We start from the raw sequence: 25,109 nt of genomic DNA on the forward strand, positions 1-25,109 counted from the left end.
ACGACGAGAACGCCAGGACCGGACGAGCGCCGATGACGACCACCGAAACCCCGCGGCCGCGTCGCCGCGCCGATGCCGGCCCGCGTTACACCCCGCGTGAGCTGGCCCGGATGCTTCGTCTGCCGCCACCCACCCCGGAGCAGGAAGCGATCATCGCTGCCCCGATCGAGCCGCTGCTCGTCGTCGCCGGCGCCGGGTCCGGCAAGACCGAGACGATGGCCTCGCGGGTGGTGTGGCTGGTCGCCAACGGGTACGCCCACCCCGGCGAGATCCTCGGCCTCACCTTCACCCGCAAGGCCTCCGGCGAGCTGGCCCACCGGGTCCGTACCCGTCTCGGCCAGCTGATCCGCCGCCTCGGCCGGGACGACGCGTTCGCGGGTGAGGCGACCATCTCGACGTATCACGCCTACGCCGCACGGGTCGTCACCGAACACGGGCTCCGGGCCGGGTTCGAGCCGTCCGCACGGCTGCTCACCGAGGCCGCGCGGTGGCAGATCGTCGATTCGCTCGTACGCTCGTACACCGGAGAAATGACCGGCCTGAACCGCGCCCCGGGCACGGTGACCGACGACGTGCTCGCGCTCTCCTCCGAGCTGGCCGAGCATCTGGTCAGTCCCGGTGACCTGGCCGCCTGGACCGGCCGATTCTTCGCCGACGTCCAGGAGTACCCGGGTCGCGTCTACAAGGACGTCTCCGAGATGCTGCGGCGCCAGCAGCACCGGCTCACGCTGCTACCTCTGGTGCGACTTTACGAACAGCGCAAACTCGACGTCGAGGCGATGGACTTCGGCGATCAGATGGCCCGGGCCGCGCTGGTGGCCCGCGACCATCCGGAGGTCGGCGAGATCGAGCGCGGCCGGTTCCGGATCGTGCTGCTCGACGAGTACCAGGACACCAGCCACGCCCAGGTCACGATGCTGAACAACCTGTTCGGCGGCGGGCACCCGGTCACCGCGGTCGGCGACCCGTGCCAGTCGATCTACGGTTGGCGTGGTGCTTCGGCCGGCACCCTGGAGCGGTTCCCGGACGAGTTCACCGACCGCGAGGGCCGCCGCGCCTGGGTGCGCAGCCTCACCCGCAGCTGGCGGAACCGGCCGGAGATCCTGCGGGTGGCGAACACGCTCGCCGCCCCGCTTCAGGCGCAGGTCGGCGTGTTGCAGGCGGCCGAGCGGGTGGCCGAGGCCGTCGGCGGGCGCACGGTGACATGTGCGCTGCTTCCGACGTACGCCGACGAGGCCGACTGGATCGCCGACTCGATGCTGACCGCCTGGCGGCTCGTCGCCGGCATGCCGACCGTCCTGCCCGAGGAGATCCCCCTCGAACGCCGGCCGACCAGCGCCGTTCTCGTGCGGGTGCGCAGCCAGATCCCGGTCATCGAGGAGGCTCTGCGGGCCCGTGGCCTGCCGGTCGAGGTGGTCGGGCTCGGTGGTCTGCTGGACACCCCCGAGGTACGCGACGTCGTGTGCACACTCCGGGTGCTCGCCGACCCGACCGACGGCGCCTCGCTGTTGCGGCTGCTCACCGGCGCGCGCTGGCGGATCGGCCCCCGTGACCTGGTCGCTCTGCACCGGCGCGCCCGGTCGATCGCCGCCGCACGAACCAGGCCGGCCGAGGACGCCGAAGCCGTCATGTCCGACCGTCTGGACGACGCCACGCTGGTCGAGGCGATGGCCGACCTCGGCATGCCTCAGCAGTACTCGACCGAGGGCTATGCGCGGCTCCGGGCGTACAGCAGTGAGCTGAGCGCCCTCCGGCAGCGCCTGGACCAGCCGCTGCCGGATCTGCTGGCCGACATCGAACGCACGATGGGCCTGGACGTCGAGGTCGCGGTCCGTGGCTGGGCGGCCGGGGACGCCGGTCTGGCCCGCGGGCACCTGGACGCGCTCGGCGACGCCTCCACCCGGTACACCAGCGAGAACGAGACCGGCACCCTCGCCGGCTTCCTGGCTTTCCTGGCCGCCGCCGAGGAGGAGGAACGCGGCCTGGAACCCGGCCAGGTCGACGTGGTCGAGGGCGCCGTGCAGATCCTCACCGCACACGCCGCGAAGGGCCTGGAGTGGGACGTCGTCTCCGCCGCCGGCCTCTGCCGTGGCGTCTGGCCGGGCCTGTCCCGCAGCTCCGACCACTATCTGGGCGGCATCGGCGTGCTGCCGTTCCCGCTGCGTGGCGACTCGTCCGGCCTCCCCGATCTCGATCTCAGCGACGCCGTCGAGCAGAAGGACGTGGCGGCGGCGGTCACCGCGTTCGGCCGCGCCTGGCGTGAGCACGACGAGCGGGAGGAGCGCCGGCTGGCCTACGTCGCGGTGACACGCCCGCGCCGGCTGCTGCTCTGCTCCGGTTACTGGTGGGGCGACGGCGTGAAGCGACCCCGCGGCCCGTCGGTCTTCCTCGACGAGATCCGCGCGGCCTGTGCGGAGGGCGCCGGCGTGGTCGACGTCTGGACTCCCGAGCCCGCCCCCGACGAGTCCAATCCCAGCGACCGCGTGGTGTCCAACGCCGAGTGGCCCTCCGATCCCCTGGGCATTCGCCGTCCCGCGATGGCAGCCGCCGCCGACCTCATCCGCCGCATGATCGAGAACCCGGACGCCTCCGTGGCCGAGGCTTTCGCCGACCTGGCGTCGTCGGATCCGGACGTCGGAGCCCGGGCCGGCCTGGCTGCCGATCTGGCTGGTCTCGCCGGTCCAGGCCGCATTCCCCATCAAACCCCTTGGGATGTACGCCCAAACGACACCCGCCACGACCAGCCCACCCCATCCGCCCCGCCCCGGGAGACCACTCCCGCCGGCAGCGACCGCGTGCCCACCCAGCCCACCGCCGCCACCACAGACGTGCCGGACCGCGCGGAACAGCCAACCGGCGCCACACCAGCCGCTCCCACGCCCGCCGCTCCCACGCCCGCCGCTCCCACGCCCGCCGCTCCTATGACGGCCGATCCCACGGCGGCTGGTCCCACGGTGGGCGACGGCGTGGCGTCCGGTCCCACGACGGGTGGTCCTATGACGGGTGGTCCCACGACAGGTGGTCCCACGGCGGGCGGTCCCACGGCGGGCGGTCCCACGGCGGGCGGTCCCACGGCGGGCGGTCCCGGGGTGGATCGGGCTGGGAGGGGGGTGGCGGCTGAGGAGGCGGATCGGGTGGCGGAGGCTGAGGATCCGGATATTGCTCGCTGGCGGCGGGAGGCTCGGCTTCTGCTGGCGGAGCGGGAGGAGCGGGCCCGGCACGACGGGCCGATCGAGGTGGCGCTGCCGCCGCACCTGTCCGTTTCGCAGCTCGTGGTGTTGCGCCGCGACCCGCAGGCGCTGGCACGGTCGCTGCGCCGTCCGCTGCCGCACCGGCCGGCGCCACAGGCACGACGGGGTACCGCCTTCCACGCCTGGCTGGAGCAGCGATTCGGCTCGGCCCGGCTGATCGACATCGACGAGCTGCCCGGCGCGGCCGACGACGGTGCCGCCGGTGACGAGGAACTGGCCGCCCTGCAGGACGCGTTCCTGACCGGCGAGTGGGCCGACCGGACCCCGATCGAGGTCGAAGTGCCGTTCGCCACAACCGTCGCCGGTGTGGTGATCCGCGGGCGGATGGACGCGGTCTTCGCCGACCCGGGCGACCGCTTCGACGTGATCGACTGGAAGACCGGCCGGCGTCCCTCCGGCGCCGAGGCCGAGGCCGCCGCGGTGCAGCTGTCCGCGTACCGGGTCGCCTGGGCGTCCCTGGCCGGCGTGCCGATCCACCGGGTGCGGGCCGGCTTCCACTACGTCGGCGAGCAGGTCACCGTCCGGCCCGCCGACCTCATGGACGCCGCCGCCCTCTCCGCGCTCATCGAGGAGATCCCCGCCGAGTCCCTCTGACGGCCGTGTCAGGCAGCGGCCGCCAGGAGATGGAGCAGAGCCGCAGCGTACGTGTCCTCAGCAGTGCCACCACGGAACGTGTGGGACTGGCCGAGGAGCTCTACGCGTACCTCATAGGTGTTGTTCTTATGATGCAGTGACCGGAATGTCGCGCCCAGGAGCTTGCGCAGCTGGTCCTCGCGCGGCAGCCAGATGGTCTCCTCGATCTCGACGTCGTCGAGCGCCCACTCCGTGGTCCCGTTGAAGCCGATGATCCGGCCTTCCGGGCGGTCATGGACCTGGACAGTCATGTTGCTGAGCACGAACAGTTCGTCGTCCAGGTCACGGTCCGGGATCGCGAACCGGTCACCGAGACGGGGCTTCCAGGTCAGTCCGGCGGCTTTGAGCTGCCGCGCTACTTGTACGCCGAGCACTTCGGGGCCTCCTCGACCATGCTAGGCTCGTCAGCGTTGTCAGTTTGGTTCCCAAGTACTCAGGAGCGCCTGTGGGGAAGTCTGCCCCAGGCGCTCTTTGTCGTAACCCGGGTTTCTCCGGTACGGGCGATCAGTACGGCGACACGAGCCCCGCAGAATGCGGGTCTTACTATCTCGTTCCCGTCCATAATGGGCGGGAACGATCGACCGTCGAGGAGACGAGCATGGTTACCGGCGTTGTGAAGTGGTTCAACGCGGACAAGGGCTTCGGGTTCATCACCCCCGACGACGGCGGCGCCGACGTCTTCGCCCACTTCTCCGCGATCCAGATGTCGGGCTACCGCAGCCTGGAGGAGAACCAGCGGGTCGAGTTCGAGGTGACCCAGGGCCAGAAGGGCCCGCAGGCCGCCAACATCCGCGCTGTCTGAAAATCACAACTCATCGCCGACCGCCCCGGGTGGCCGGCAACGCTTGAAGATCGGCGCCGTACCCCTCCGGGGGTGCGGCGCCGTTCGCGTCCCGGGCGAGCAAATCTTTGGGCCCCGGGCCCGCCCTCAACGTAGGTCTTGGGCGTCTGGGCCCGCGGGTGGCCGGCTGGCGCGCCCAAGGTCCTGAGCAGGTCCAGATCTTGGGCGTCTGAGCCGGTAGCCGGCGGGAGGGACCAAGATCCGAGCAGGGCGAAGGGCGGACGGGAGCCGGGGCGAGGGCGGAAACGGGGAGCTGTGGTGGGGGTCAGACGGGGGCTGCGGTGGGGGGCAGGGGAGCGGTGCCGCCGAGGTGGGCGGGGAGCCACCAGCGGTCGTCCGGGCCGGAGGGCTTCTCCGGGTAGGCCTTCTGGACGGCGTCGAGGAGGCCTGTCAGTCGCTCCTTGAGCAGCGCCGTGACCGCCTCGGGGGTGGCGCCCTCGGGCATGTGGACCGCCTCGCCGATCTTGATGAGGACCGGCACGTGGCGCTTCGTGAGCTCCTTCTTGCGGCCCTTGGTCCAGAGCCGGTGCGGGCCCCAGACGGCCATCGGGATCAGCGGGACGCCGGCGTCCTGCGCCATCCGCGCGGCGCCCGACTTGAGTCCCTTGATGGTGAACGACTCGCTGATCGTCGCCTCCGGGAAGACGCCGACCACCTGGCCGTTGCGCAGCGCCTCGGTGGCCTCGCGGAACGCCGCCGTGCCGGCCTTGCGATCGACCGGGATGTGCCGCATGCCGCGCATCAGCGGGCCGCTCACCCTGTGGTCGAAGACCGACTTCTTCGCCATGAAGCGCACCAGTCGCTTGGCCGGCTGCGCGCCCAGGCCGCAGAAGATGAAGTCGAGGTAGCTCGAGTGGTTGCTGGCCAGCACCGCCCCGCCGCTTGAGGGGATGTGCTCGCCGCCGTCAACTTGGATCTTCAGGTCGAGCACGCGGAACATCGTCTTGGCCAAGGCGACGACCGGGGGATACACCAGTTCCATGGCAGCACGGTAGCCGAGTTTCCTGGGAAAGGCGCGGGTCGCTCACCGAACACCGGGAGGCGTACCGGGTTGTGGGACGGTCGTGGTGTTCACTGGATTCATGACCCAACAGTGGTCCTCGGGGATGGTGGGCGCTCTCGGCGTACCCATGAAGGCGCCTGAAGAGCCACAGGCGCCCCCGCCTGATGGACCACGACGGCGTCGGCGGCAGCTGCTGATCTTCGGTGGCGTGGCCGGTGCGATCCTCGCGGTCGGCCTCGCCGTCCTGCTGGTGGTGCTGCTCAGCGCGGACGGTGACCCGTTCGACGACCGTGCGCCCGCCCCGGCCGATGTGCGGCCGCCGCTCGCGATGGCCTGCCCGGCGCCGACCGGGTCACCGAGCGCGGCGCCCACCCAGGCTCCCAGCGCACCACCGTCGGCGACCGGGGAGCGGACCGTCGACGAGGAGGCCGGCATCTCCTACCGGAAGTACCCGGCGCCCTGGGTGACGTGGGACGAGGTGTGGCGTGCCGGGACGCTGGAGGTGCCCTACAAGGTCGGCCAGCACTTCGTGACCGAGGTGTACAGCGGCGGGCGGTATCACGCCTCGATCCTGTCCGCGGCGGTGCCGGCGGCCGACAACGACGCGGTGTCGCTGGATCTGGAGTGTGTCGGGCGGCAGGTGGCCTCGGACGCACGCGCCGAGTACTACCCGCAGCCGAACCGGATGGAGCCGATCCGCGACGAGGTGACCACGCTCGGCGGGCGGCCCGCCTGGGTCAGCGAGTTCCGGCTGCGGTTCCAGGCGCCCGGTCTGACCGCCACCGAGGAGCTCTCCGCGGTGGCGGTCGTCGACGTCGGCAAACCGACGGCGGCCGTGCTCTACGTGTCCGTCCCGGGGACGCACAAGCAGTTCGACTACGTGGTCGAGGACGTGCTGGAGTCCGTCCGGCCGCTCTAGTTGCCGGTCAGGCCCCACCGCTTGCGCAGCGCGTTGTCCGCGGCGTTGAACAGCAGGTCGATCAGGATGCCGATGATCAGCACCACGATGATGTAGCAGATCACCAGCGAGGCCTCGTGCAGGTCACGGGCCTGCTGCATGCGTACGCCGACGGACAGCGCGCCCGGCACGATGACCAGCAGCTCACCGGCCATCAGGCTGCGCCAGGAGAACGCCCAGCCCTGCTTGAGACCGGAGATGAACGACGGCAGCGACGCCGGCAGGATCAGGTGCCGGTACTTGGCAAGCCCTCTCATGCCGAGCACCTGGCCGACCCGCAGCCAGGTCCGCGGTACGTAGTCGATGCCGCTGATCAGGCCGTTCGCGACCGACGGCGCGGCGCCGATGATCACCACGAACATGATCGCGCTCTCGCTGATCTGGAAGAGCAGGATGGCCAGCGGGAACCACATGATCGACGGCATGGTCTGCAGCCCGGTGATCAGCGAGCCGATCGCGGCGCGCAGCGGTGCGAACCGGGAGACCGCCGCGCCGATCACGGTGCCGATCGCGACGGCGAGCAGGAAGCCGGTGAACGCCCTGGTCAGGGTCAGCCACACGCCGCTCCAGAAGTCCTCCGTGGTGATCAGGTCGCCGAGGTCGGCGAAGACCGTCCGCGGGCCGGGCAGCACGTACTCCGGCTTCCATTCGGAGAGCACGACGATCTGCCAGATCGTGATGACGATCGCCACGGCGAGCAGCTTCGGCCAGGCGCCGCTCCAGATCCGCTTGCCGAGGGCGCCCTTGTCGCGGTTCGGGGCGAGCTCCAGAGCGTCCAGGCCGCTGATGGTGTCGGCGGCCACTTCAGTTGGCATGACGGGCGACCTCCGCACGGAGCCGGTCGGTGATCTCGGCGGCCTGCGCGGCGACCTCGGTCGAGTCGATGCGCCGCGGGCGCGGGTGGGAGATCTTGAAGTCCTCGATGACCCGGCCGGGCCGGCTGCTCAGCAGGATGACCCGGTCGCCGAGGCGGACCGCCTCGCGGACGTTGTGCGTCACGAACAGGACCGTCAGGTTCTGCTCGCGCCAGATCCGCTCCAGCTCGTCGTGCAGGATGTCGCGGGTCATCGCGTCGAGCGCGCCGAACGGCTCGTCCATCAGCAGGATGTCGGCGTTCTGGGCGAGCGCGCGGGCCAGGGCCACGCGCTGCCGCATGCCGCCGGAGAGCTCGTGCGGCCGCTTGCCGCCGAAGCCGCCCAGCCGGACGATCTCCAGCAGATCCCGCGCCCGCTCCTTGCGGTCGGCCCGGCCCACGCCCTGCAGGCGCAGCGCCAGCTCGACGTTGCCGGCCACCGAGAGCCAGGGGAAGAGGGCGGCTTCCTGGAACATCAGGGCGACGCGCTTGCCGTCGATGTCCAGGGTGCCGCCGCTGATCTGGTCGAGCCCCGCCACCAGCGAGAGCAGCGTGCTCTTGCCGCAGCCGGACGCGCCGAGCAGACAGACGAACTCGCCCTTGCTGACGCTCAGCGACACCTTGTCGAGGGCGAGCAGCGCGTTGGCGCCCGACCCGTACTGCTTCGAGACGCCGTCAAGGCGCACGACCGCGTTGTCGCGGCCGGCGCCCTGTGCGACGTCCGTGGTCTCGGCGAGGCTCACGGAATCCTCCTCTGCGGCTTATCAGGCCGCGGCGTCACTGACCTCAGGCTGGCCGTCAGCCTTGAGGACCTCGTTGAGCAGGGTCAGGTCGTAGATGCCCTTGAGGTCCACCGGCTTGAGCAGGCCGACCGACTCGGCGTTCTTCGCGCTGGTGTAGAGCGAGGACGCGATCGGGTCGTGGGTGAACTTCAGGTTCGCGAAGGCGGCCTTGAGGATCTCGTCCTTGAGCGGCTTGCCGGAGAGCTTGCCGATCTGCTCGTTCGCGGCGGCCTGCGCCTCGGCGTTGTTGGTCTCGATGTACTTGACCGACTTGACGTGGCCCTGCAGCAGCTTCTTCACCGTGCCCGGGTACTTCTTCAGGAAGTCCTGGCTGACGATCAGGTGGGTGGTGACGAACTCGCCGTTCGGCCACAGGGTCTTCTCGTCGACCAGCAGCTTGCCCTTGGACTCCTGGATCAGGCGGCTCAGGTTGGGCTCCGGCACCCAGGCGCCGTCGATCGCGCCCTGCGCGAACGCCTGCAGCGCGGTCGCGTTGTCCTGCGGCAGTACCGAGACGTCGCCGCCGCCCTGCTGGTCGGCGTTCAGGCCGTTCTGCTTCAGCCAGGCGCGCAGCGCGACGTCCTGGGTGTTGCCCAGCTGCGGGGTGGCGATCTTCTTGCCCTTGAGGTCGGCCGCGGAGTTGATGCCCTCCTTGACCACCAGGCCGGCGCCGCCGGAGGTGCTGCCCGCGATGATCTTCAGCGCGGAGCCCTTGGAGGTGGACCAGCCGTTGATCGCCGGGTTCGGGCCGATGTAGGTGGCGTCGATCGCGCCGGAGAAGAGCGCCTCGATCGCGGCCGGGCCGGCGTTGAAGGTCTTCTCCTCGAGCTTGGTGCTGCCCAGGGCCTCGGTGAAGAAGCCCTTGTTGACGCCGACCAGGGCCGGTGCGTGGGTGATGTTCGGGAAGTATCCGAGGCGGATGGCGGGGGCCTCGGCGCTCGGCGCCGCCGTCTCGTCGTCGGAACCACCGCAGGCGGTGAGGGCGGTCGAGGCCAGCACAGCGGCCGTGGCAAGGGCGAGCGCACGTATGGTGCGGGAGCTCATGCTCACTCCTAATTTCGTTTCACTGAGATGTTGGAGAGTTCGGCCAGGGTCTTGTGGTCGACCACACCCTCGATGGCCGCCTCGACGGCGATCCACACGTCGTGCAGCGCCGTCGCCGCACCGTGGTAGGTCGCCGTGGACGTGGGCAGCCCTCGGACTGTGGTGAGGGCACCCCCGACGGCGCGTACGACATCGCCGACGGTGATCTCCTCGGCCGATCGGGCCAAGGCGTACCCGCCGTCCACGCCGCGGTGGCTGTGCAGCAGCCCGGCGCGGCGCAGGTCCAGCAGAATTCCCTGCAGGAAGCTCAGCGGGATGTCCTGGGCGGCCGCCAGCCCGGCGGCCTTGACCAGGCGAGGGTGCTCGGCGGTGACCGCGAGCATCGCGCGTACGGCGTAGTCCGTGCGAGCCGAGACATACACGACGCGCGCCCTCCTCCGCTGAATCCTTGCATTGCCTATCTGTTGGATGGGAATGATGTATCAGATAGGTTTAGTGAGTCAAGGCGGGGCCACCAAGGATTGGGATTCGGGACATTTACTCCACGTCATCTGAGCGTCGTCGGAGAGTGAGCGAAGCGACTACGGCGCGGATCGACGTCGACACGCTAGATTCGTACCGTGGCGCCCAGAATCAAGATCCCCGCGACGAAATATCCGGTCGAGCGATTCACCCTCGGCAATGGTCTGCGCGTGGTCCTGTCCCCGGATCGCAGCGCCCCGGTGGTCGGTGTGGCCGTCGTCTACGACGTCGGCATCCGCAGCGAGCCGGAAGGCCGGACAGGGTTCGCGCACCTCTTCGAGCACCTCATGTTCCAGGGCTCGGCGAACCTGGAGAAGCTCGCCCACTTCCGGCACGTGCAGGGTGCCGGCGGCAGCTTCAACGGCTCCACTCACCTGGACTACACCGACTACTTCGAGGTGCTGCCGTCCGGCGGCCTCGAGCGCGCGCTGTTCCTCGAGGCCGACCGCATGCGCGGGCCCCGGCTGACCGAGGAGAACCTGCGCAACCAGGTCGACGTGGTCAAGGAGGAGATCCGGGTCAACGTGCTGAACCGGCCGTACGGTGGCTTTCCCTGGCTGAAGCTGCCACCGGTGATGTTCGAGACGTTCCCCAACGCACACGACGGATACGGCTCGTTCGAGGATCTGGAGAGCGCCACCGTCGAGGACGCGCAGGGCTTCTTCGACCGCTACTACGCCTGCGGCAACGCGGTCCTGTCGGTGGCCGGTGACTTCGACGTCGCCGAGGCGACCGCGATGATCGAGCGCCACTTCGGCGACGTGCCGGCCCGCCCCGCACCGGCCCTGCCCGACTTCTTCGAGCCCGACCTGACCACCGAGAAGCGGGCGTCGTACACCGACCGGATCGCCCCGCTGCCCGCCGTCGCGGCCGGCTGGCGGGTGCCCGACCCGATCGGCGCATTCGAGGAGTACCTGCCGTTCGCGGTGCTCGCCGAGGTGCTCACCGACGGCGACGCCTCCCGCCTGGTCGAGCGGCTGGTCCAGCGCGACCGCGCGGCCACCACGATCGGCGGCTACCTCGGCTTCATGGGCGACGAATATCAGGTACGCAACCCGACCGCCCTGCTCCTGCAGGCGCACCTGCCCCCGGGCGGCGACGCCGACAAGGTCCTGCGGACCATCGACGAGGAGCTCGACCGGCTGACCACCGACGGCCTCAAGGAGGGCGAGCTCGCCCGGACCCAGGCCCGGATGGCGACCCGCCTGCTGCACGAGACCGACGCGGTGCTCGGCCGCGCCCTGCCGATGGCCGTCCTGGAGCTGCAGCGCGGCCGGCCGGGCCTGCTCAACGACCTGCCGAAACTGATCAGCGAGATCGGCGACAAGCAGATCGTCACCGCGGCAGCGGCCCTGCGGCCGGAGCGCCGTGCGTCCGTCGAAGTGATCCCCGGAGGAGCCGGAGCATGACGAGCAAGACCCTGCCTGATCTGGTGCCGGACGCCGAGCTCAACCTGCCCCCGGAAGCCGAGCGCACCCTGCCCAACGGGCTGACCGTGATCGCGATCCGGCGTTCGGCGGTGCCCCTGGTCGAGGTGCGCCTGCGCATCCCGTTCGGCCGGGCGCCGCTGGCACCGGCGACGCTGCTCTCCCAGGCCCTGTTCACCGGAACCAGCGCCATGTCGAGCATCGACATCGCAGCCGAGCTGCAGGCGGTGGGCGGCAGCCTGGTAGCCGGCCTGGACCCGGACCGCCTGCTGATCAGCGGCAACGCCCTGTCCGACGGCCTGAGCCGGACGCTGGAGCTGCTCGCCTCGGTGCTCACCGACGCGACATATCCGGCGGAGGAGGTGTCCACCGAGCGCGAGCGGCTGGTCGACCACATCCAGGTCGCCCTGAGCCAGCCCGCGCACCTGGCCCGGGTGGCCTTGCAGAAGAGGATCTACGGCACCCATCCGTACGCGGTGCAGACCCCCGAGCCGGAGGAGGTCCGCGGCGTCGAGAACGCCGCGCTGCGCGACCTGCACGACGCACGGCTCCGCCCGCAGGGCGCGATCCTGGTCCTGGTCGGCGACATCGACCCGGACCAGGCGATCGACACGGCGGAGAAGACCCTGGGCGGCTGGACCGGCTCGGCACCCGACGGCTCGATCGAGCCGACCCCGCTGATCGAGACCGGCCCGCTGCTGCTCGTGGACCGGCCCGGCTCGGTGCAGTCGTCGTTGCGGCTGGCACTGCCCGGCATCGCCCGGACCGATGCCGACTACCCGGCCCTGACCCTGGCGAACTACGTCTTCGGCGGTTACTTCTCGTCCCGCTGGGTGGAGAACATCCGCGAGGACAAGGGCTACACCTACGGCTCGCACTCGCTGGTCGAGCACTTCGTGGCCGGCTCCGCCTGGCTCGCCGCGGCCGAGGTGGCCACCGAGGTGACCGGCCCGTCGCTGCTGGAGACGCTCTACGAACTGGGTCGCATCGCCAGCCTCCCGCCCGGTGAGGAGGAGCTGGAGCAGGCCCGCCGGTACGCACTGGGAACGCTCCGCCTCGGCATGTCCACCCAGGCCGGCCTCGCCGCCCTGGCCAGCATGTACGCCGGGTTCGGGCTCCGCCTCGACCACCTGCGCGAGCACGCGGCGTCGCTGACCGCGGCCACCCGTGACGAGGTCGCCGCCGCGGCGGCCCGGTACCTCGCACCGTCCCGGGCGGTGATCGTGGTCCTCGGCGACGCTGACAAGATCGAGTCGCAGTTGTCCGTACTGACGGCCGTGGAGCGCAGCGCAGAGTGACCGAACCGGAACAACCCGATCTGGGCGAGCAGCCCGGTACCCCACCGCTGGCCCGCACCACGCTGGACCGGGCCGCGCACCGGCGCAAGGACGAGCAGTGGCTGGCCGCGGCCTGGGACCGCGGCCAGGTCCTCGTCGTCGACCTGGCCAAGGGCGGCCGGGCGCTGGTCGGCGACCGGCCCGACGGCCGCGCCGCGCTGATCCTGCTGCCGTCGGCCGAGGCGCCGGACGCCGAGCGCTGGTTCCTGGGCGTCGACGTCGACGGCACCCCGGTCTGGACCATGAACGCCCCGCTCGTCCCGGACGGCGACACGCGCGGGGTGACCCTGCGCGAGATCGGTCATCTGCTCGACGACCGGGACGCCGGGCTGTTCACCGCGGCCGCCGCGCTGGGCAACTGGCACATCAGTCACCTGTTCTCGCCGCGGACCGGGAAGCCGACCGTGGCGGTCGAGGCCGGCTGGGCCCGTGCCGACTCCGACGGCCAGCTCATGTGGCCGCGTACCGATCCGGCGATGATCGTATTGGTGCACGACGGTGCCGCCGGGCCGGGCGGGCGCTGCCTGCTCGGGCACAACGCCGCGTGGGGCACCGGGCCGGACGGGCTGCTGCGGTTCTCGTGCCTGGCCGGGTACGTCGAGCCCGGCGAGTCCGCCGAGGCGGCGGTGGCCCGGGAGGTACGCGAGGAGGTCGGCATCGGTCTCGCCGCGCTGCACTACGAGGGCAGCCAGTCGTGGCCGTACCCGGGCTCGCTCATGCTCGGCTTCCACGCCGTCGCTGACCCGGCGCAGCCGCTGATCCTGGACCCCGAGGAGATCGACGAGGCGCACTGGTTCACCCGCGACGCGATCGCCAAGATGATCGCCGGTGGCTACGTCCATCCGGACTCGGGTGTGCCGATGAGTCTGCCGATGGCCTCGTCGATCGCCTTCTATCTGATCGAGAAGTGGTTGCACGACGGACTTAAGGAAAAAGAAAAAATCTCCGGTTAGGTGGCAACCAAGTCGAGGGTTCATCGCGTCTTGGTTACAAAGACCGAGAGGGGAACCGATGACCCAGGTGGAAGCCCCGGCGTGGACGCCGATGACCGCCGAAGAGCGGGAGGCGTTCGAGCGCGACGGCTACATCGTCGTGCCGTCGGTGCTGAGTGAGAGCGAGATCGAGGTCGGGCGGACCGCGATCCTCGAGGCGTACGAGAAGGGCAAGCGAGAGGGAAAGCTCGGGCCGACGGGGGCTCTGCACCAACTCTCCCCGATTGCCGGGGTCCCCGAACTGGCGTTCCTGCTCGACCATCCGAAGGCGTTCAAGTACATCTGGTCGCTGCTCGGGTGGAACATCCACGTCTACCACTCGCACATCGACGTGCACCCGCAGATTCACGAGAAGCAGAAGGACTGGTGGCACTGGCACCAGGACGGCGGCCGGCAGAACCGGGAGATCGAGACCGACCCCCGCCCGCGCCTGTCCGTGAAGCTGGCCTACTGGTTCTCGGACGTGAGCGAGACCGGCCGGGGCAACTTCACCGTCCTGCCCGGTAGCCACAAGACCAACTGGCTGCCCGGCCCGCCCAGCCGCGGCGTGACGTGGCCGCAGCCCGAGGGCGCGATCCAGATCACGGCGAACCCGGGAGATCTGGTCGTCTTCGACCGCCGCATCTGGCACGCGCGGTCGGACAACTACTCGCCGATCACCCGCGTCGGCGCCTTCTTCGGATACACCCCGCGCTGGATCGCCATCCGCGACGAGGTCGGCGACCTGCCGAACCGGCCGGAGTGGGCGAACCTCAACGACGTGCAGAAGCAGCTGCTCGGCGGCTTCGGCGACGGTGACGGCGACCACCAGTGGGGCCACTACCCGGAGACCACGCCGCTCTACGGCGCGCTCAAGGAGCGCGGCCTGCTCGACTCGAGCATCCCGGCGCTGATCCCGTAAAACGAGGAAAAGGGCCGTCCCGGCATCGGGACGGCCCTTTCTCGCACGATTACGCCGCGATGGCGGCCAGGTGCTGCTTGACCTGAACGATCGACGGGTTGGTCAGCGCCGAACCGTCGGCGAACTTCAGCGTCGGAACGGTCTGGTTGCCGCCGTTCACGCTCCGCACGAACGCGGCCGAGGCCTCGTCCTGCTCGATGTCCACGACGTCGTACGCGATGCCCTCCCGGTCGAGCTGGCTCTTCAGGCGGTGGCAGTACCCACACCAGGACGTCGAGTACATGGTCAGCATCGGTCACGGCTCCTTCGAAACAGGTCACACAGCGGTGCGGCTGAGAAGCACAACGCCCGCCGGGGGTGTCATGATTCCCTACCGTGCGGACTGATGGGGTGCTGGCCGGGCTCGACCCGGAGCAGCGGACGGCGGTGACCGCCCCCGCCGGGCCGGTGTGCATCCTGGCCGGCGCCGGAACGGGCAAGACCAGGGCGATTACCCACCGGATCGCGTATCGAACGTCGAGCGGCGAGATCAGCCCGAGGCATGTGCTCGCCGTCACCTTCACGGCCCGCGCCGCCGCCGAGATGCGCGCCCGGCTGACCGCGCTCGGCACCACCGGCGTGCAGGCCCGCACGTTCCACGCGGCCGCCCTGCGCCAGGTGCGCTACTTCGCGCCCCGGCTGCTGGAGGGCCGGGGCATGCCCGAGCTGCTGGAGAGCAAGAGCCGGATCGTCTCGCTCGCCGCCACGCGCGCCGGGGTGCGGGTCGACCGCAACGGTGCCCGCGACCTGGCCGGTGAGATCGAGTGGGCCAAGTCATCGTTGGTCGAGCCGGGGGAGTACACGGTCGCCGCGGCCAAAGCGCTGCGCGAGCCGCCGCTGGAGTCCGCCAAGGTGGCCGAGGTGTTCGCGGCGTACGAGCAGTTGAAGCGGCGCCAGGGCGTGATCGACTTCGAGGACATGCTGCGGGCCGCGGTCTGGGGTATCGAGGAGCACCCGGACGTCGCCGAGCAGATCCGCGCGCAGTACCGGCACTTCGTCGTCGACGAGTACCAGGACGTCAACCCGCTTCAGCAGCGGCTCCTCGACGCGTGGCTGGGCGGCCGGGACGACCTGACGGTGGTCGGCGACGCGAGCCAGACGATCTACTCGTTCACCGGTGCGACGTCGGGGTACCTGATCGACTTCCCTCGCCAGCGGCGTGGCGCGGTGGTGGTCCGGCTGGTCCGTGACTACCGGTCGACACCGCAGGTGGTCGGGCTGGCCAACGCGGTGATCCGGCAGGCGCGCGGCACTGAGGCGAAGCTGCGGCTGGAGCTGGTGGGCCAGCGGCCGACCGGGCCGGAGCCGGAACTCAAGATCTTCCCGGACGAGCCGGGCGAGGCGGCGGCGGTGGCGCGGCGGTGCCAGGAGCTGATCGCGGCGGGCACGCCGGCCAGTGAGATCGCGGTGCTGTTCCGGACGAACGCGCAGTCGGAGGCGTACGAGGAGGCGCTCGCCGAGGCCGAGGTGCCCTATGTGGTCCGGGGCGCCGAGCGGTTCTTCGAGCGGTCCGAGGTGCGCCAGGCGATGGTCGCGCTGCGTGCCGCCGTGCGGTCGATCCCCGGCGAGACCCCGTTGGTCGAGGCGGTCGTGGAGGCACTCTCGGCGACCGGCTGGAACCGGCACCAGCCCCCGCCGGGTGGCGCCGCCCGGGAGCAGTGGGAGGCGCTCGCCGCGTTGGTGACGCTCGCCGAGGAGCACGCGGCCGCGCCGGAGATCCTGCCGATCGGCGACGCCGGGCGGGTGCAGCGGGACGTGTCGCTCGCCGCCTTCAACGACGAGTTGGCCCGGCGCGCGGAACAGCAGCACGCGCCGACTGTGGCAGGCGTCACGTTGGCCTCACTGCACTCGGCAAAGGGCCTCGAGTGGGACGCGGTCTTTCTGGTGGGGCTCGCGGACGGGACGCTGCCCACGACGTACGCGAAAACCCCCGACCAGCTCGAGGAGGAGCGCCGCCTGCTCTACGTCGGGGTGACCCGCGCCCGCCACGCGCTCTGGCTCTCCTACGGCCAGTCGAGGGCACCCGGCGGCCGTCCCCGGCGGCCCTGCCGCTTCCTCCCGCAGCTGGAGCGCTCCGGCGCGAGCGAGCGCCCGGGTGATCGGAGTCGGAAACCCGACCGCCGCCGTACACAGATCGCGTCCTGCCGGATCTGCGGTGCCACCCTGCTCGCCGGGGCCGACCGGAAGCTGGGCCGCTGCCCCACGTGCCCGTCCGACCTGGATGAGGACCTCTACGAGCGTCTGCAGGTCTGGCGCGCCGGCACCGCCGCGGACCTCAAAGTTCCTGCGTACGTCGTGTTCACCGACGCCACCCTGGTGGCCGTCGCGGAACGCCGCCCGACCGGACCGGCGCAATTGCTCGCGATCGCGGGCATCGGACCGCGCAAACTCGGTCAGTACGGCGAGGCGGTCTTCGCTCTGGTGGCCGGAGCGAGCCCTGATGATCTTGCTCGAAAAAACTTTGAAAACTAGTCCGTTAATTCGTTTGCCTCCTCGTGTAGGGCAGGCATAGCCTCAGTTCACACCTTGGCGAGCACTGGGTTCGCCGAGATCAAGTACGAGTGCAGTTCTGGAGGAGGTGGCAACGATGAAGCTCAACACCACGATGCGTCCGTCGATGCTGCCGACTGCTGTCTGCACCCTGCTGCCGTCAAACCTGCTGCCCTCCGCTCCGATGCCCGGCACCGCCGCTCCGGTGGCACTGCTGGCTGCAGAGCGAGTGTGGGCGCCGCAGGTGCACCAGGTCCGGATCCAGGTCCAGGCCGAGCTGGGCGAAGCGGCTCTGGTGCTCGTCGATGGCAACAAGGGGACCACTGGGTTCAAGGGAAGCAACTCCATCTCCAGCAAGCGCTACACGGATGGTGGCAGCGGCACCCCGCCTCGAGGAAGGCCGGTCTGATAAACCAGACCTCCGGCTCACCTCGAGGCCGCGGAACCCGTAACCGGGATCCGCGGCCTAAATTTTTGCCGGCTCACAGGCCGGTGCGCGAACGAAGTGCGATCCAGAAGATCGAGAAAGAGAGAGGTGACCGGGCTTTATGAGTCTGGCGCTGGCCCCGATCGACATGAACGTCGAGCTCGAGGCAAACCTGCCCTGTCGGAAGTTCGACCCGGACCTGTGGTTCTCGGACTCCCCGGCCCAGCTGGAGCTGGCCAAGTCGCTCTGCGGGGACTGCCCGCTGCGCGTCGAGTGCCTGGCCGGTGCGGTCGAGCGGAGCGAGCCCTGGGGTGTCTGGGGCGGCGAGATCTTTGAGCGCGGTGCTGTTGTTCCGCGCAAGCGGCCGCGTGGCCGTCCCCGCAAGGCCGACGTCGCTCGCGACGCCGAGCTTGCTGTCGAGGTCGAGGAGCGGCTCGCCGCGAACGGCCTGGACTCCCGCAACTCTGTCCGCCTGGCGGCCTGAGATGACCACCCTCCCCACCCACGTAACCGAGATCCGGAAGCCGAGTACTGAGATGAACACTGATGGAGCCAAGATGAGACTCATTCAAGAGGCGCTCTCCCGGGCCCGAATGCGTCGGCCTCAGAGCGACCACGCACCTGAGGCTTACCGTTCTGCCCGCCGCATCGCCATGGAGGCCCGTCACCGGGCCGCTCGCGAACTCGGCGTCTGAGACTCCTACCTAGAAGACCCGCTACCTGGGAAATGAAAGAGGGCCCATCCGTCGATACGGATGGGCCCTTTTCGTTCTGATCAGGAGACCGGCGCGAAGCCGGGCAGCCACTTCTGCAGGATCTCCCGGTACGGCGCCTCCGCCTCCAGCTGGCACAGCACGCCGATCGAGCCCAGCGTCACCCGGTGGATCAGCAGGTAGGACGGCGGCAGGTTGAGCTTGCGGCTCAACTGGTACGCCGGTGAGCGCGGACTGGCCAGCCGGGTCGCCTCGGAGCGCAGCCAGCTGCGGCTGAAGCGGAACCGCTCCACCGCGATCGGCTCGATCATCGGCAGCAGGAACTCGAGGACCGCCTCCGCGTCGATCTCCTCGTCCCGCTTGATGAAGTTCTCGTCGCGCAGCCCGTCGACCACGGCCTGGGCCTCGCCGTCGAGGGCGAGCCGCACCAGACGGCCGATCGGCTCCGGATGCCCGCCGGGGAGCCGGGCCACCGCGCCGAAATCGATCACGCCGAGCCGGCCGTCCGGAAGGATGCGGAAGTTGCCCGGGTGCGGGTCGGCGTGCAGCAGGCCGGCCCGCTGCGGCGCGGAGAAGTGCAGGACCGCCATGAGCCGGCCGGCCTCGTCGCGCTGCTCGGGCGTGCCGTCGGCGATCACCCGGGCCAGCGGGTCACCGTCCACCCACTCGGTCACCAGGACCTGCGGCGCGGACGCGACCACCCGGGGCACGAAGATCTCCGGGTCGTTCTGGAAGGCCGCGGCGAAGGCCCGCTGGGTCTCCGCCTCCATCTCGTAGTCGAGCTCCTCGGTGACCCGCTCCCGGAGCTCGGCCAGGAGCGGCTTCACGTCGATCCCCGGCTGAATGATCTTGAACATTCCGGCCAGCCGGGACAGCTGTTTCAGGTCCGAGATCAGGGCGTCGCCGGCACCCGGGTACTGCACCTTCACGGCGACCGCCAGCGTCTTCGGCCGGGCGTTGCGCCGGGCCGGCGGCAGTTTCCAGACCGCGCGGTGCACCTGGCCGATGCTGGCCGCGGCGGCCGGGCTGTCGTCGAACTCGGCGAAGTTGTCGCGCCAGTCCGGGCCGAGCTGCTGTGCGAGCGCCTTGTGCACGTTCGCCACCGGCATCGGCGGCGCCGCCTCCTGCAGCTTGGTCAGCGCCTGCCGATAGGGCCCGGCCATCTCGTCGGGCAGCGCGGCCTCGAAGACCGACAGGGCCTGACCGAACTTCATCGCCCCGCCCTTGAGTTGGCCCAGGACGCTGAAGAGCTGCTCGGCGGTGCGCTGCTGAATGTCCGCGGAGATGACGTCGGTGGCGATCCCGACTGCCCGTTTCCCCAGGCCAAGAGCGGTGCGCCCGGCGAAGCCGAGTGGCAGTGCGGCGAGCTTGGCCGTCCGGGAGGCCGCGCGGCGCGGTATGTCGGTCACCAGATCATTGTTACCGACGTCCGGGCGTTACTCCGCCCGTCGGCTGGTGGTTTGGTGCTTATGCGGTGAAGGTCCTGTGAAGGTCCGCCTCCGTCGGTGGCAGTCGCAGTAGGCGTGCGGCGGCCAGGTCCGGCGCCGGAACCGGCCGGGAGCGGAGATCTCCACGGCCGCGCCGAGCGTCTCCGGAGTGCGCCCGTCCAGGTAGGCGAGGGCCTCACCGGCCGCGAACGCGGTGGCCGCCAGCAGAGTGGCGACGGCGCACGGTTCCGTCGCGTCCGGGCTCGGCGGGGTCAGCGCGCCGGGCCAGCCCGAGTCCCGTTCTCGGCGGTGCAGGTCGACGCAGTTGAGACACGGAACCCCGCCCGCCGGCACCAGCGGGCCGATCACCGCGACACCGTCCCGGATGGCCACCACGAGGTGTGGCTGGCGGCGTGCGGCGTGCCCGGCGGCGATCAGCGCGGTCGGCTCGTCGTGGGCGAGCTGAACGACGAGGGAGGCGGCGATCCGGCGTACCCCGCGCACGTCGGTGGCGGGGGCGGTGCGCAGGATCGCGTCGGCGACGGCGGTGCGCCGGGGACTGCCCACGTCGGCAGGAGTCAGCGGCCCGCCGGTCAGTTCGTCCGGGCCGACGGTGCCGGACAGGTCGGGGTGCACGTTGCCGACGCCGGCCTGGGCCAGGGCGATCGCGACGGTGGCGCCCAGACGGCCGCGCCCGCTGATCACGACACGAGCCGCGCCGCGGCGGCGCAGGATCCGGGCCGGCTTCTCAGAGGTACGCGAAACGCAGTCCAGCGCGATCGCGGCCGCCTCGCCGGCCAGCTGATGGCGGGTCGCGGTGGACAGCGCGGGCGGCAGCAGTGCGGCGGACGGCAGGACGAGTCCCGCGTCGTGAAGCAGGTCGAGCAGTGCCCTGGTCTCCTCCGGCGGCACGCCGAGCTCGGCGGCGCGCAGCAGGACCGACCGCTCCGACCGGTTGCCGTCCAGCAGGTCCAGGACCTGAGCGGTCCGTGGATCGGGCAGGTGCAGGAGCACGGCGTGCGCTGGATCCAGCCCGATCTGCAGCTCACCGGGGCTCCGCCAGACGCGCGGAAGCCCGGGGATAAGGGTGGGCCTGGGCAGCGGTGTCCGAGTCATGCTGACAGGGTGTCACCGGGGCGCTGCGGAGAGACGTTGTTATCCACAGGCTCCGGGGATCGTGACTCCGTGTTGTCCACAGCTTGAGGGGAGTTATCCACAGGCTGGGTGGAGTCCCCTTTAACTCAACGTGTTTGGGCCGACACGGTTACGGCGTACCCCGAAAAGTTCCGGGGAGGCCGGCTGCCCGGCCTCCCCGGAGCCTTGCTCACGCCTTGGCCTTGCCCAGGATTCGGTTCATCGTGGTCCCGCAGACCGGGCACTTGCCCTTCGCCATGTTCATCCCGGTCTTCGAGACCTCCACGTTGCCCTGGAAGTCACGCTTCTCCTTGCACTTGACGCAGTAGCCGTTATAGGTGTTGTCGGCCACGGTTCCTCCTCGTCGTGTCATCGGCCGCTCGGCCCGGTGTGCCTGATTCGCGGCGGCGGGCGCGAACCTGTTCTGCGGCGCTGGACCGCTCGCGGCCACGCGGATGTGGCCACCCTTCCGGGGCGGTCACTTACCCAGGTCAGCCCGGTTCCATGTCAAAGCAGCGTCGGCGGTGTCGCCGACGTCGTGAGTGTGCCGGTACGAACTATCCTTTTCACCCATTTTGCCGGGACACGCCGACGAATCCCTTCAGAAAGGCATAAAACAGACAGGGAGGTCGGTGGCGGGCTGAGTCGACGATGGTCTAGGTTGACGGATGTCTCCGATGTTGCCGGTGGGGAAATTTTTTTCGGGTATATGCGGCCGAAGTGCGCATTTCCGGTGACTGTCATTGGCCGTACTCTTGCGGTGACCAGGGTCCGGCGGATTAGCGTCTCAACGTGAACCCGAATCTGGGCCGCGCGAGCCGGTAATGGCCCGCGTGCGCAAGCCTGTCGTGGAAGTGCGGCGCAGTCAGCGCCGGCGACGGACGGTGTCCGCTTATCGCGACGGGGAACGCGTGGTCGTGCTCATCCCCGACCGGTTCTCGCGCGCCGAGGAGACCGAGTGGGTGGAGCGGATGCTCGCCCGGCTCGCCGCCCGCGAGGAACGGCTCCGCTGCACCGACGCCGACCTGCTGACCCGTGCCCGCCGGCTCACCGCCCGCTATCTGGCCGATCACGCCGACCGGGTGGCGCCGGCGAGCGTACGGTGGGTGACGAACCAGAACGGCCGCTGGGGGTCCTGCACGCCCGACGACGCGACCATCCGGATCTCGCACCGCATCCAGGAGATGCCCGACTGGGTGATCGACTACGTGCTGCTGCACGAGTTGGCGCACCTGGTCGTGCCCAGCCACAACGCGCGCTTCTGGGACCTGGTGAACCGCTTCCCCAAGGCCGAACGCGCACGCGGCTACCTCGAGGGAGTCTCCGCTGCCGGGAGCTTGGTGATGGCCGAGCACTAGGCTCGGACATGTGATCAAGCGGGTGGTTGTGGCGTTGCTGGTGCCGGTGACGTGGAGTCCGCCCGGTGTGAGCCTGAGTGCGTGGCGGGCCGCCATGGCCGAGGATGTGGTGGATCTGCTCGCGCGGCTGGCCCAGGCTGAGGCGGCGATCGCGGCCCTGCCGGAGGATCGCGGGCTGGCCGAGGAGATCGCCTGGCCGGGGACGAGAATCTATGAGATTTCCACGCCGACCGTGTTGCCGGTGATGGAGGCCGCAGCCGCGGACGGGTTCGACCAGGCCGCGGTGATCGCGGCGGACGCGCCGGACGTGCCCGGCATGACCCTGGGCAAGCTTCTCCGGCCGCTGGACGGCAAAGCGGTCGCGGTATCACCCGGTGGACCGGGCGGTGGGCTGTTCGGCGTCGCCACCGGCCTTCCCGCACCCGCCTGGCTGGCCGACCACGACCTGGACACCGGATCTGCCCAGGTCCTGCGCAGGACCGCACCCGCGCCGGGCGACGTCACCTCCACGCCGCAGTGGCGCCGGCTGCGCGGCCCGGCCGACCTCGCGACCCTGGACGTCGCCCTGGAGGGCTGGGAGAACACCCGAGCCCTCCTGGGCGGCTAGACCCTGATCAGTCCTCTTTCGGGCCGTCCTCCAGGCCCTCCAGCTCACTGATGTCCCAGTCCGACCGGCTCCGGGCGAACGTGTCCGGCTCGGCGAAGTCGTCGTCGGTGGGCAGCAGGTCCGGGTGGTCCCAGAGCGCGTCGCGCCCGGCGATGCCCCGGTGCTCGGTGACGGCCGTCCACAGCGTGCCGGCCTCGCGCAGCCGGCGCGGGCGCAGCTCCAGGCCGACGAGCGCGGCGAAGGTCTGCTCGGCCGGTCCACCCGCGGCACGGCGGCGCCGGAACGCCTCGCCGAGCGCGGACACCGACGGCAGCCGGTCACCGGCGGCGGCGTCGACGACGTGACCGACCCAGCCCTCCACCAGGGCCAGCGCGGTCTCCAGCCGGGCCAGGCCGGCCTTCTGCTGCGGGGTGTCCTCGGGCGTGAAGATGCCCTCGAGCGCCATCGCCTGCATCGACTCGGGATCGCTCGGGTCGACCCGGCTCATCGCCTCCTCGATCGCCTCGCGGTTCACGGTGATGCCGTTCGCATACGTCTCGACGGCGCTCAGCACGTGTGCACGCAGCCACGGGACGTGCCCGAAGAGCCGCTGGTGTGCTGCCTCACGAAGAGCCACATACAGCCGGACCTGGTCCTCGGGAAGCTCGAGCCCCGACCCGTACACCTTGATGTTGGCCGGGATCAACGCGGCCGTGCCCGCCGGTCCCAGCGGGAGCCCGATGTCGCCCGCGGAGAGAACCTCCGCCGCGAGCTGGCCGAAGGCTTGGCCGAGCTGGCCGCCGAAGAGTGCGCCACCGAGCGTGGCGACCATCGACTGCATCGGGCCGAGCTGGGCGCGGGCCTCCTCGGGCACCAGGTCGCCCATGGCGCCCACCATGCGGCCGGCGATCGGCTCACACAGCTTCTTCCACACGTCGAGGGTGTTGTAGATCCACTCGTTGCGGTTCCACGCCACCGCCTTGCGGATGCCGCTCGGAAGGGCGGTCACCGGGTCGAGCCAGAGGTCGGCGAGGCGCAGCGCCTCCTCGACATGATGGCGCTCCAGCATGTTGACCGACGGGTCGCCGGTCGCCGAGAGCTGGCTGGCGGCCACCTGCCGGGCCAGGTCCCAGTTCACCGGGCCGCTGTCGGGCGCGGCGAACATCTGCTGCAGCTGCGCCATGAACTGCTGCATCTGCTGCGGGTCGGAGGGGTCGGGCGGCTGAGCGCCCGGCAGGGAGAAGCCGAACGGGATATCAGGCACGACCCCAACGGTACGCGCGAAATGCTCGCAGCGGACTGAGGGAGGTATCAGCTCAGAGAGAACTCAGACAGGGTGGGTACGCTCACGCGCATGAGACGTCGCGGTGTCACCGTCATCCTCGGCGCCCTGATCACCGCTCTGCTCGCAGCGGGTGTCATGGTCGCACCCCTGCCGTACGTGGTGCTCAAGCCAGGACCCACGGTCAACACCCTCGGTTCGGACAACGGCACCGAGGTGATCCAGGTCAAGAAGGGCGAGACATCGACGTCCACCGGTCAGCTGCGGCTGACCACGGTCAACGTGCAGTCGCAGGTCGAGCTGGTGTGGGCGATCCGCGGCTGGCTCAGCGGCGACGACGCGGTCGTCCCGCGTGAGCTGATCTACCCGCCGGACCAGAGCGAGCAGCAGGTCCAGGAGCAGAACGCGCAGGAGTGGAAGCAGTCGCAGACCAGCGCCGAGACGGTGGCGCTGCGCGAGCTGGGCCACCCGGTTATCCCGTTCGTGCGGAAGATCACCACGGGTGGCCCGGCCGACGGCGTCCTCCGCGTCGACGACGTGATCACCGCCGTCGACGGGACGAAGATCGAACGGCCCGGCCAGGTCGCCGAGCTGATCCGGGCCAAGCCGGTCGGCACCGCGCTCACGGTGTCCTACGAGCGCGGCGGCAAGCCGGGCACGGCGCAGGTCACGTCGAAGACCGACGGCAAGGACGACACGCCGCGGATCGGCATCGAGATCGGCACCAAGCAGGACGACCCGTTCGACATCCATATCGATCTGGAAAAGATCGGTGGACCGAGCGCCGGGCTCATGTTCACGCTCGGCATCATCGACAAGCTCAAGCCGGAGGACCTCACCGGCGGAAAAATCATCGCCGGCACGGGAACCATCGACGACGACGGCAACGTCGGACCCATCGGCGGCATCCCGCAGAAGCTGGTCGGCGCCAAGGATGCCGGCGCCGAGCTCTTCCTGGTGCCGAAGGACAACTGTGCGGAGGCGCTGCGCAACGCGGTTCCCGGCCTGACCATGGCCGAGGTGGCCACCGTGGACGACGCGCTCGCCGCGCTCACCGCGTACACCTCCGGCGCGACGCCGAAACCATGCTCGGCGGCGTGACACCGTGC

General features: G+C 70.4%; 23 protein-coding genes and 1 pseudogene. 13 read left to right on the top strand and 11 right to left on the bottom strand.

What is annotated here, in order from left to right; translation table 11 throughout:
• Nucleotides 1–32: 32 nt before the first annotated feature.
• A pseudogene (locus AB0M02_RS02615) lies at nucleotides 33–3,830 on the top strand (ATP-dependent DNA helicase); the annotation flags it as partial.
• A gap of 23 nt (nucleotides 3,831–3,853) precedes the next feature.
• On the opposite strand, the gene AB0M02_RS02620 reads toward AB0M02_RS02615, so the two are convergent.
• Nucleotides 3,854–4,258 (bottom strand): pilus assembly protein CpaE, encoded by a 405-nt coding sequence (locus AB0M02_RS02620; protein WP_364220298.1) that lies wholly within the window; start codon nucleotides 4,256–4,258, stop codon nucleotides 3,854–3,856.
• Between the two features lie 224 nt (nucleotides 4,259–4,482).
• Between AB0M02_RS02620 and AB0M02_RS02625 the strand changes: the two genes are divergently transcribed.
• On the top strand, nucleotides 4,483–4,686 hold the full coding sequence (locus AB0M02_RS02625) for a cold-shock protein (protein WP_030442529.1): 204 nt from the start codon (nucleotides 4,483–4,485) through the stop codon (nucleotides 4,684–4,686).
• A 304-nt stretch (nucleotides 4,687–4,990) separates the two neighbouring features.
• Here AB0M02_RS02625 and AB0M02_RS02630 read toward each other — a convergent pair whose 3' ends face one another.
• Nucleotides 4,991–5,707, bottom strand: coding sequence for a lysophospholipid acyltransferase family protein (locus AB0M02_RS02630; protein WP_364220301.1), 717 nt, complete (start codon nucleotides 5,705–5,707; stop codon nucleotides 4,991–4,993).
• Between the two features lie 100 nt (nucleotides 5,708–5,807).
• On the opposite strand from AB0M02_RS02630, the gene AB0M02_RS02635 reads away from it, so the two are divergent.
• Entirely contained in the window at nucleotides 5,808–6,647 is an 840-nt protein-coding gene (locus tag AB0M02_RS02635; protein WP_364220303.1) for a hypothetical protein, read from the top strand.
• Here AB0M02_RS02635 and AB0M02_RS02640 read toward each other — a convergent pair.
• From AB0M02_RS02640 to AB0M02_RS02655, 4 genes are read right to left on the bottom strand one after another with little or no spacing between them, the layout of a single operon-like run.
• Nucleotides 6,644–7,501 (bottom strand): ABC transporter permease, encoded by an 858-nt coding sequence (locus AB0M02_RS02640; protein WP_364220306.1) that lies wholly within the window; start codon nucleotides 7,499–7,501, stop codon nucleotides 6,644–6,646. The two genes, AB0M02_RS02635 and AB0M02_RS02640, sit on opposite strands and share 4 nt — an antisense overlap.
• Nucleotides 7,491–8,282 (bottom strand): ABC transporter ATP-binding protein, encoded by a 792-nt coding sequence (locus AB0M02_RS02645; protein WP_364220309.1) that lies wholly within the window; start codon nucleotides 8,280–8,282, stop codon nucleotides 7,491–7,493. The genes AB0M02_RS02640 and AB0M02_RS02645 overlap by 11 nt, the downstream gene beginning before the upstream one ends.
• Nucleotides 8,283–8,303: 21 nt before the next feature.
• Complete coding sequence (locus AB0M02_RS02650; RefSeq protein WP_364220312.1) at nucleotides 8,304–9,365, bottom strand: ABC transporter substrate-binding protein; 1,062 nt, start codon at nucleotides 9,363–9,365, stop codon at nucleotides 8,304–8,306.
• 8 nt (nucleotides 9,366–9,373) lie between these two features.
• Nucleotides 9,374–9,787, bottom strand: coding sequence for an Rrf2 family transcriptional regulator (locus AB0M02_RS02655; protein WP_364220315.1), 414 nt, complete (start codon nucleotides 9,785–9,787; stop codon nucleotides 9,374–9,376).
• A 198-nt stretch (nucleotides 9,788–9,985) separates the two neighbouring features.
• Between AB0M02_RS02655 and AB0M02_RS02660 the strand changes: the two genes are divergently transcribed.
• Genes AB0M02_RS02660 through AB0M02_RS02675 form a run of 4 tightly spaced genes read left to right on the top strand, consistent with a single transcriptional unit; the run spans nucleotide 9,986 to nucleotide 14,544 of the window.
• Nucleotides 9,986–11,296: a pitrilysin family protein gene (locus tag AB0M02_RS02660; RefSeq protein WP_364220318.1), complete on the top strand. Its 1,311-nt coding sequence runs from the start codon at nucleotides 9,986–9,988 to the stop codon at nucleotides 11,294–11,296.
• Complete coding sequence (locus tag AB0M02_RS02665) at nucleotides 11,293–12,612, top strand: pitrilysin family protein (RefSeq protein WP_364220320.1); 1,320 nt, start codon at nucleotides 11,293–11,295, stop codon at nucleotides 12,610–12,612. The genes AB0M02_RS02660 and AB0M02_RS02665 overlap by 4 nt, the downstream gene beginning before the upstream one ends.
• The gene (gene nudC, locus AB0M02_RS02670; RefSeq protein ID WP_364220323.1) at nucleotides 12,609–13,604 is read left to right on the top strand and encodes an NAD(+) diphosphatase; all 996 of its coding nucleotides are present in this window, start codon (nucleotides 12,609–12,611) and stop codon (nucleotides 13,602–13,604) included. The genes AB0M02_RS02665 and nudC overlap by 4 nt, the downstream gene beginning before the upstream one ends.
• A gap of 58 nt (nucleotides 13,605–13,662) precedes the next feature.
• Nucleotides 13,663–14,544: a phytanoyl-CoA dioxygenase family protein gene (locus AB0M02_RS02675; RefSeq protein WP_364220326.1), complete on the top strand. Its 882-nt coding sequence runs from the start codon at nucleotides 13,663–13,665 to the stop codon at nucleotides 14,542–14,544.
• 49 nt (nucleotides 14,545–14,593) lie between these two features.
• Here AB0M02_RS02675 and AB0M02_RS02680 read toward each other — a convergent pair whose 3' ends face one another.
• Nucleotides 14,594–14,836, bottom strand: a complete 243-nt coding sequence (locus AB0M02_RS02680; protein WP_106316107.1) for a mycoredoxin — start codon at nucleotides 14,834–14,836, stop codon at nucleotides 14,594–14,596.
• An 83-nt stretch (nucleotides 14,837–14,919) separates the two neighbouring features.
• Here AB0M02_RS02680 and AB0M02_RS02685 point away from each other — a divergent pair, with 83 nt between their 5' ends.
• The 3 genes from AB0M02_RS02685 to AB0M02_RS02695 all read left to right on the top strand — a co-directional run bounded on the left by AB0M02_RS02685 (nucleotide 14,920) and on the right by AB0M02_RS02695 (nucleotide 17,984).
• Nucleotides 14,920–17,055 carry an ATP-dependent DNA helicase UvrD2 gene (locus AB0M02_RS02685; RefSeq protein ID WP_364220330.1) on the top strand — a complete coding sequence of 712 codons (2,136 nt, stop codon included), beginning with the start codon at nucleotides 14,920–14,922 and terminating at the stop codon, nucleotides 17,053–17,055.
• Nucleotides 17,056–17,170: 115 nt separating this feature from the next.
• Nucleotides 17,171–17,482: a hypothetical protein gene (locus AB0M02_RS02690; RefSeq protein ID WP_364220333.1), complete on the top strand. Its 312-nt coding sequence runs from the start codon at nucleotides 17,171–17,173 to the stop codon at nucleotides 17,480–17,482.
• 139 nt (nucleotides 17,483–17,621) lie between these two features.
• Nucleotides 17,622–17,984, top strand: coding sequence for a WhiB family transcriptional regulator (locus AB0M02_RS02695; protein ID WP_364220336.1), 363 nt, complete (start codon nucleotides 17,622–17,624; stop codon nucleotides 17,982–17,984).
• 291 nt (nucleotides 17,985–18,275) lie between these two features.
• On the opposite strand, the gene AB0M02_RS02700 is transcribed toward AB0M02_RS02695, so the two are convergent.
• From AB0M02_RS02700 to AB0M02_RS02710, 3 genes are all read right to left on the bottom strand, one after another.
• Nucleotides 18,276–19,622 carry an AarF/ABC1/UbiB kinase family protein gene (locus tag AB0M02_RS02700; protein ID WP_364220339.1) on the bottom strand — a complete coding sequence of 449 codons (1,347 nt, stop codon included), beginning with the start codon at nucleotides 19,620–19,622 and terminating at the stop codon, nucleotides 18,276–18,278.
• Between the two features lie 27 nt (nucleotides 19,623–19,649).
• A complete protein-coding gene (locus tag AB0M02_RS02705) occupies nucleotides 19,650–20,756 on the bottom strand; it encodes a hypothetical protein (protein ID WP_364220342.1) in 1,107 nt (368 codons plus the stop codon).
• 208 nt (nucleotides 20,757–20,964) lie between these two features.
• Nucleotides 20,965–21,126, bottom strand: coding sequence for a DUF5679 domain-containing protein (locus tag AB0M02_RS02710; protein WP_360204814.1), 162 nt, complete (start codon nucleotides 21,124–21,126; stop codon nucleotides 20,965–20,967).
• 472 nt (nucleotides 21,127–21,598) lie between these two features.
• On the opposite strand from AB0M02_RS02710, the gene AB0M02_RS02715 reads away from it, so the two are divergent.
• Both AB0M02_RS02715 and AB0M02_RS02720 read left to right on the top strand, forming a co-directional pair.
• Nucleotides 21,599–22,132 (top strand): M48 family metallopeptidase, encoded by a 534-nt coding sequence (locus AB0M02_RS02715; RefSeq protein WP_364220345.1) that lies wholly within the window; start codon nucleotides 21,599–21,601, stop codon nucleotides 22,130–22,132.
• 10 nt (nucleotides 22,133–22,142) lie between these two features.
• A complete protein-coding gene (locus AB0M02_RS02720; RefSeq protein ID WP_364220348.1) occupies nucleotides 22,143–22,739 on the top strand; it encodes a hypothetical protein in 597 nt (198 codons plus the stop codon).
• A gap of 7 nt (nucleotides 22,740–22,746) precedes the next feature.
• On the opposite strand, the gene AB0M02_RS02725 is transcribed toward AB0M02_RS02720, so the two are convergent.
• On the bottom strand, nucleotides 22,747–23,982 hold the full coding sequence (locus AB0M02_RS02725; protein ID WP_364220351.1) for a zinc-dependent metalloprotease: 1,236 nt from the start codon (nucleotides 23,980–23,982) through the stop codon (nucleotides 22,747–22,749).
• Between the two features lie 90 nt (nucleotides 23,983–24,072).
• Here AB0M02_RS02725 and AB0M02_RS02730 point away from each other — a divergent pair, with 90 nt between their 5' ends.
• Nucleotides 24,073–25,101 carry a PDZ domain-containing protein gene (locus AB0M02_RS02730; protein WP_364220354.1) on the top strand — a complete coding sequence of 343 codons (1,029 nt, stop codon included), beginning with the start codon at nucleotides 24,073–24,075 and terminating at the stop codon, nucleotides 25,099–25,101.
• Nucleotides 25,102–25,109: the final 8 nt, after the last annotated feature.

The sequence above is a fragment of the Actinoplanes sp. NPDC051861 genome, from assembly GCF_040681145.1.
Classification (GTDB): domain Bacteria; phylum Actinomycetota; class Actinomycetes; order Mycobacteriales; family Micromonosporaceae; genus Actinoplanes.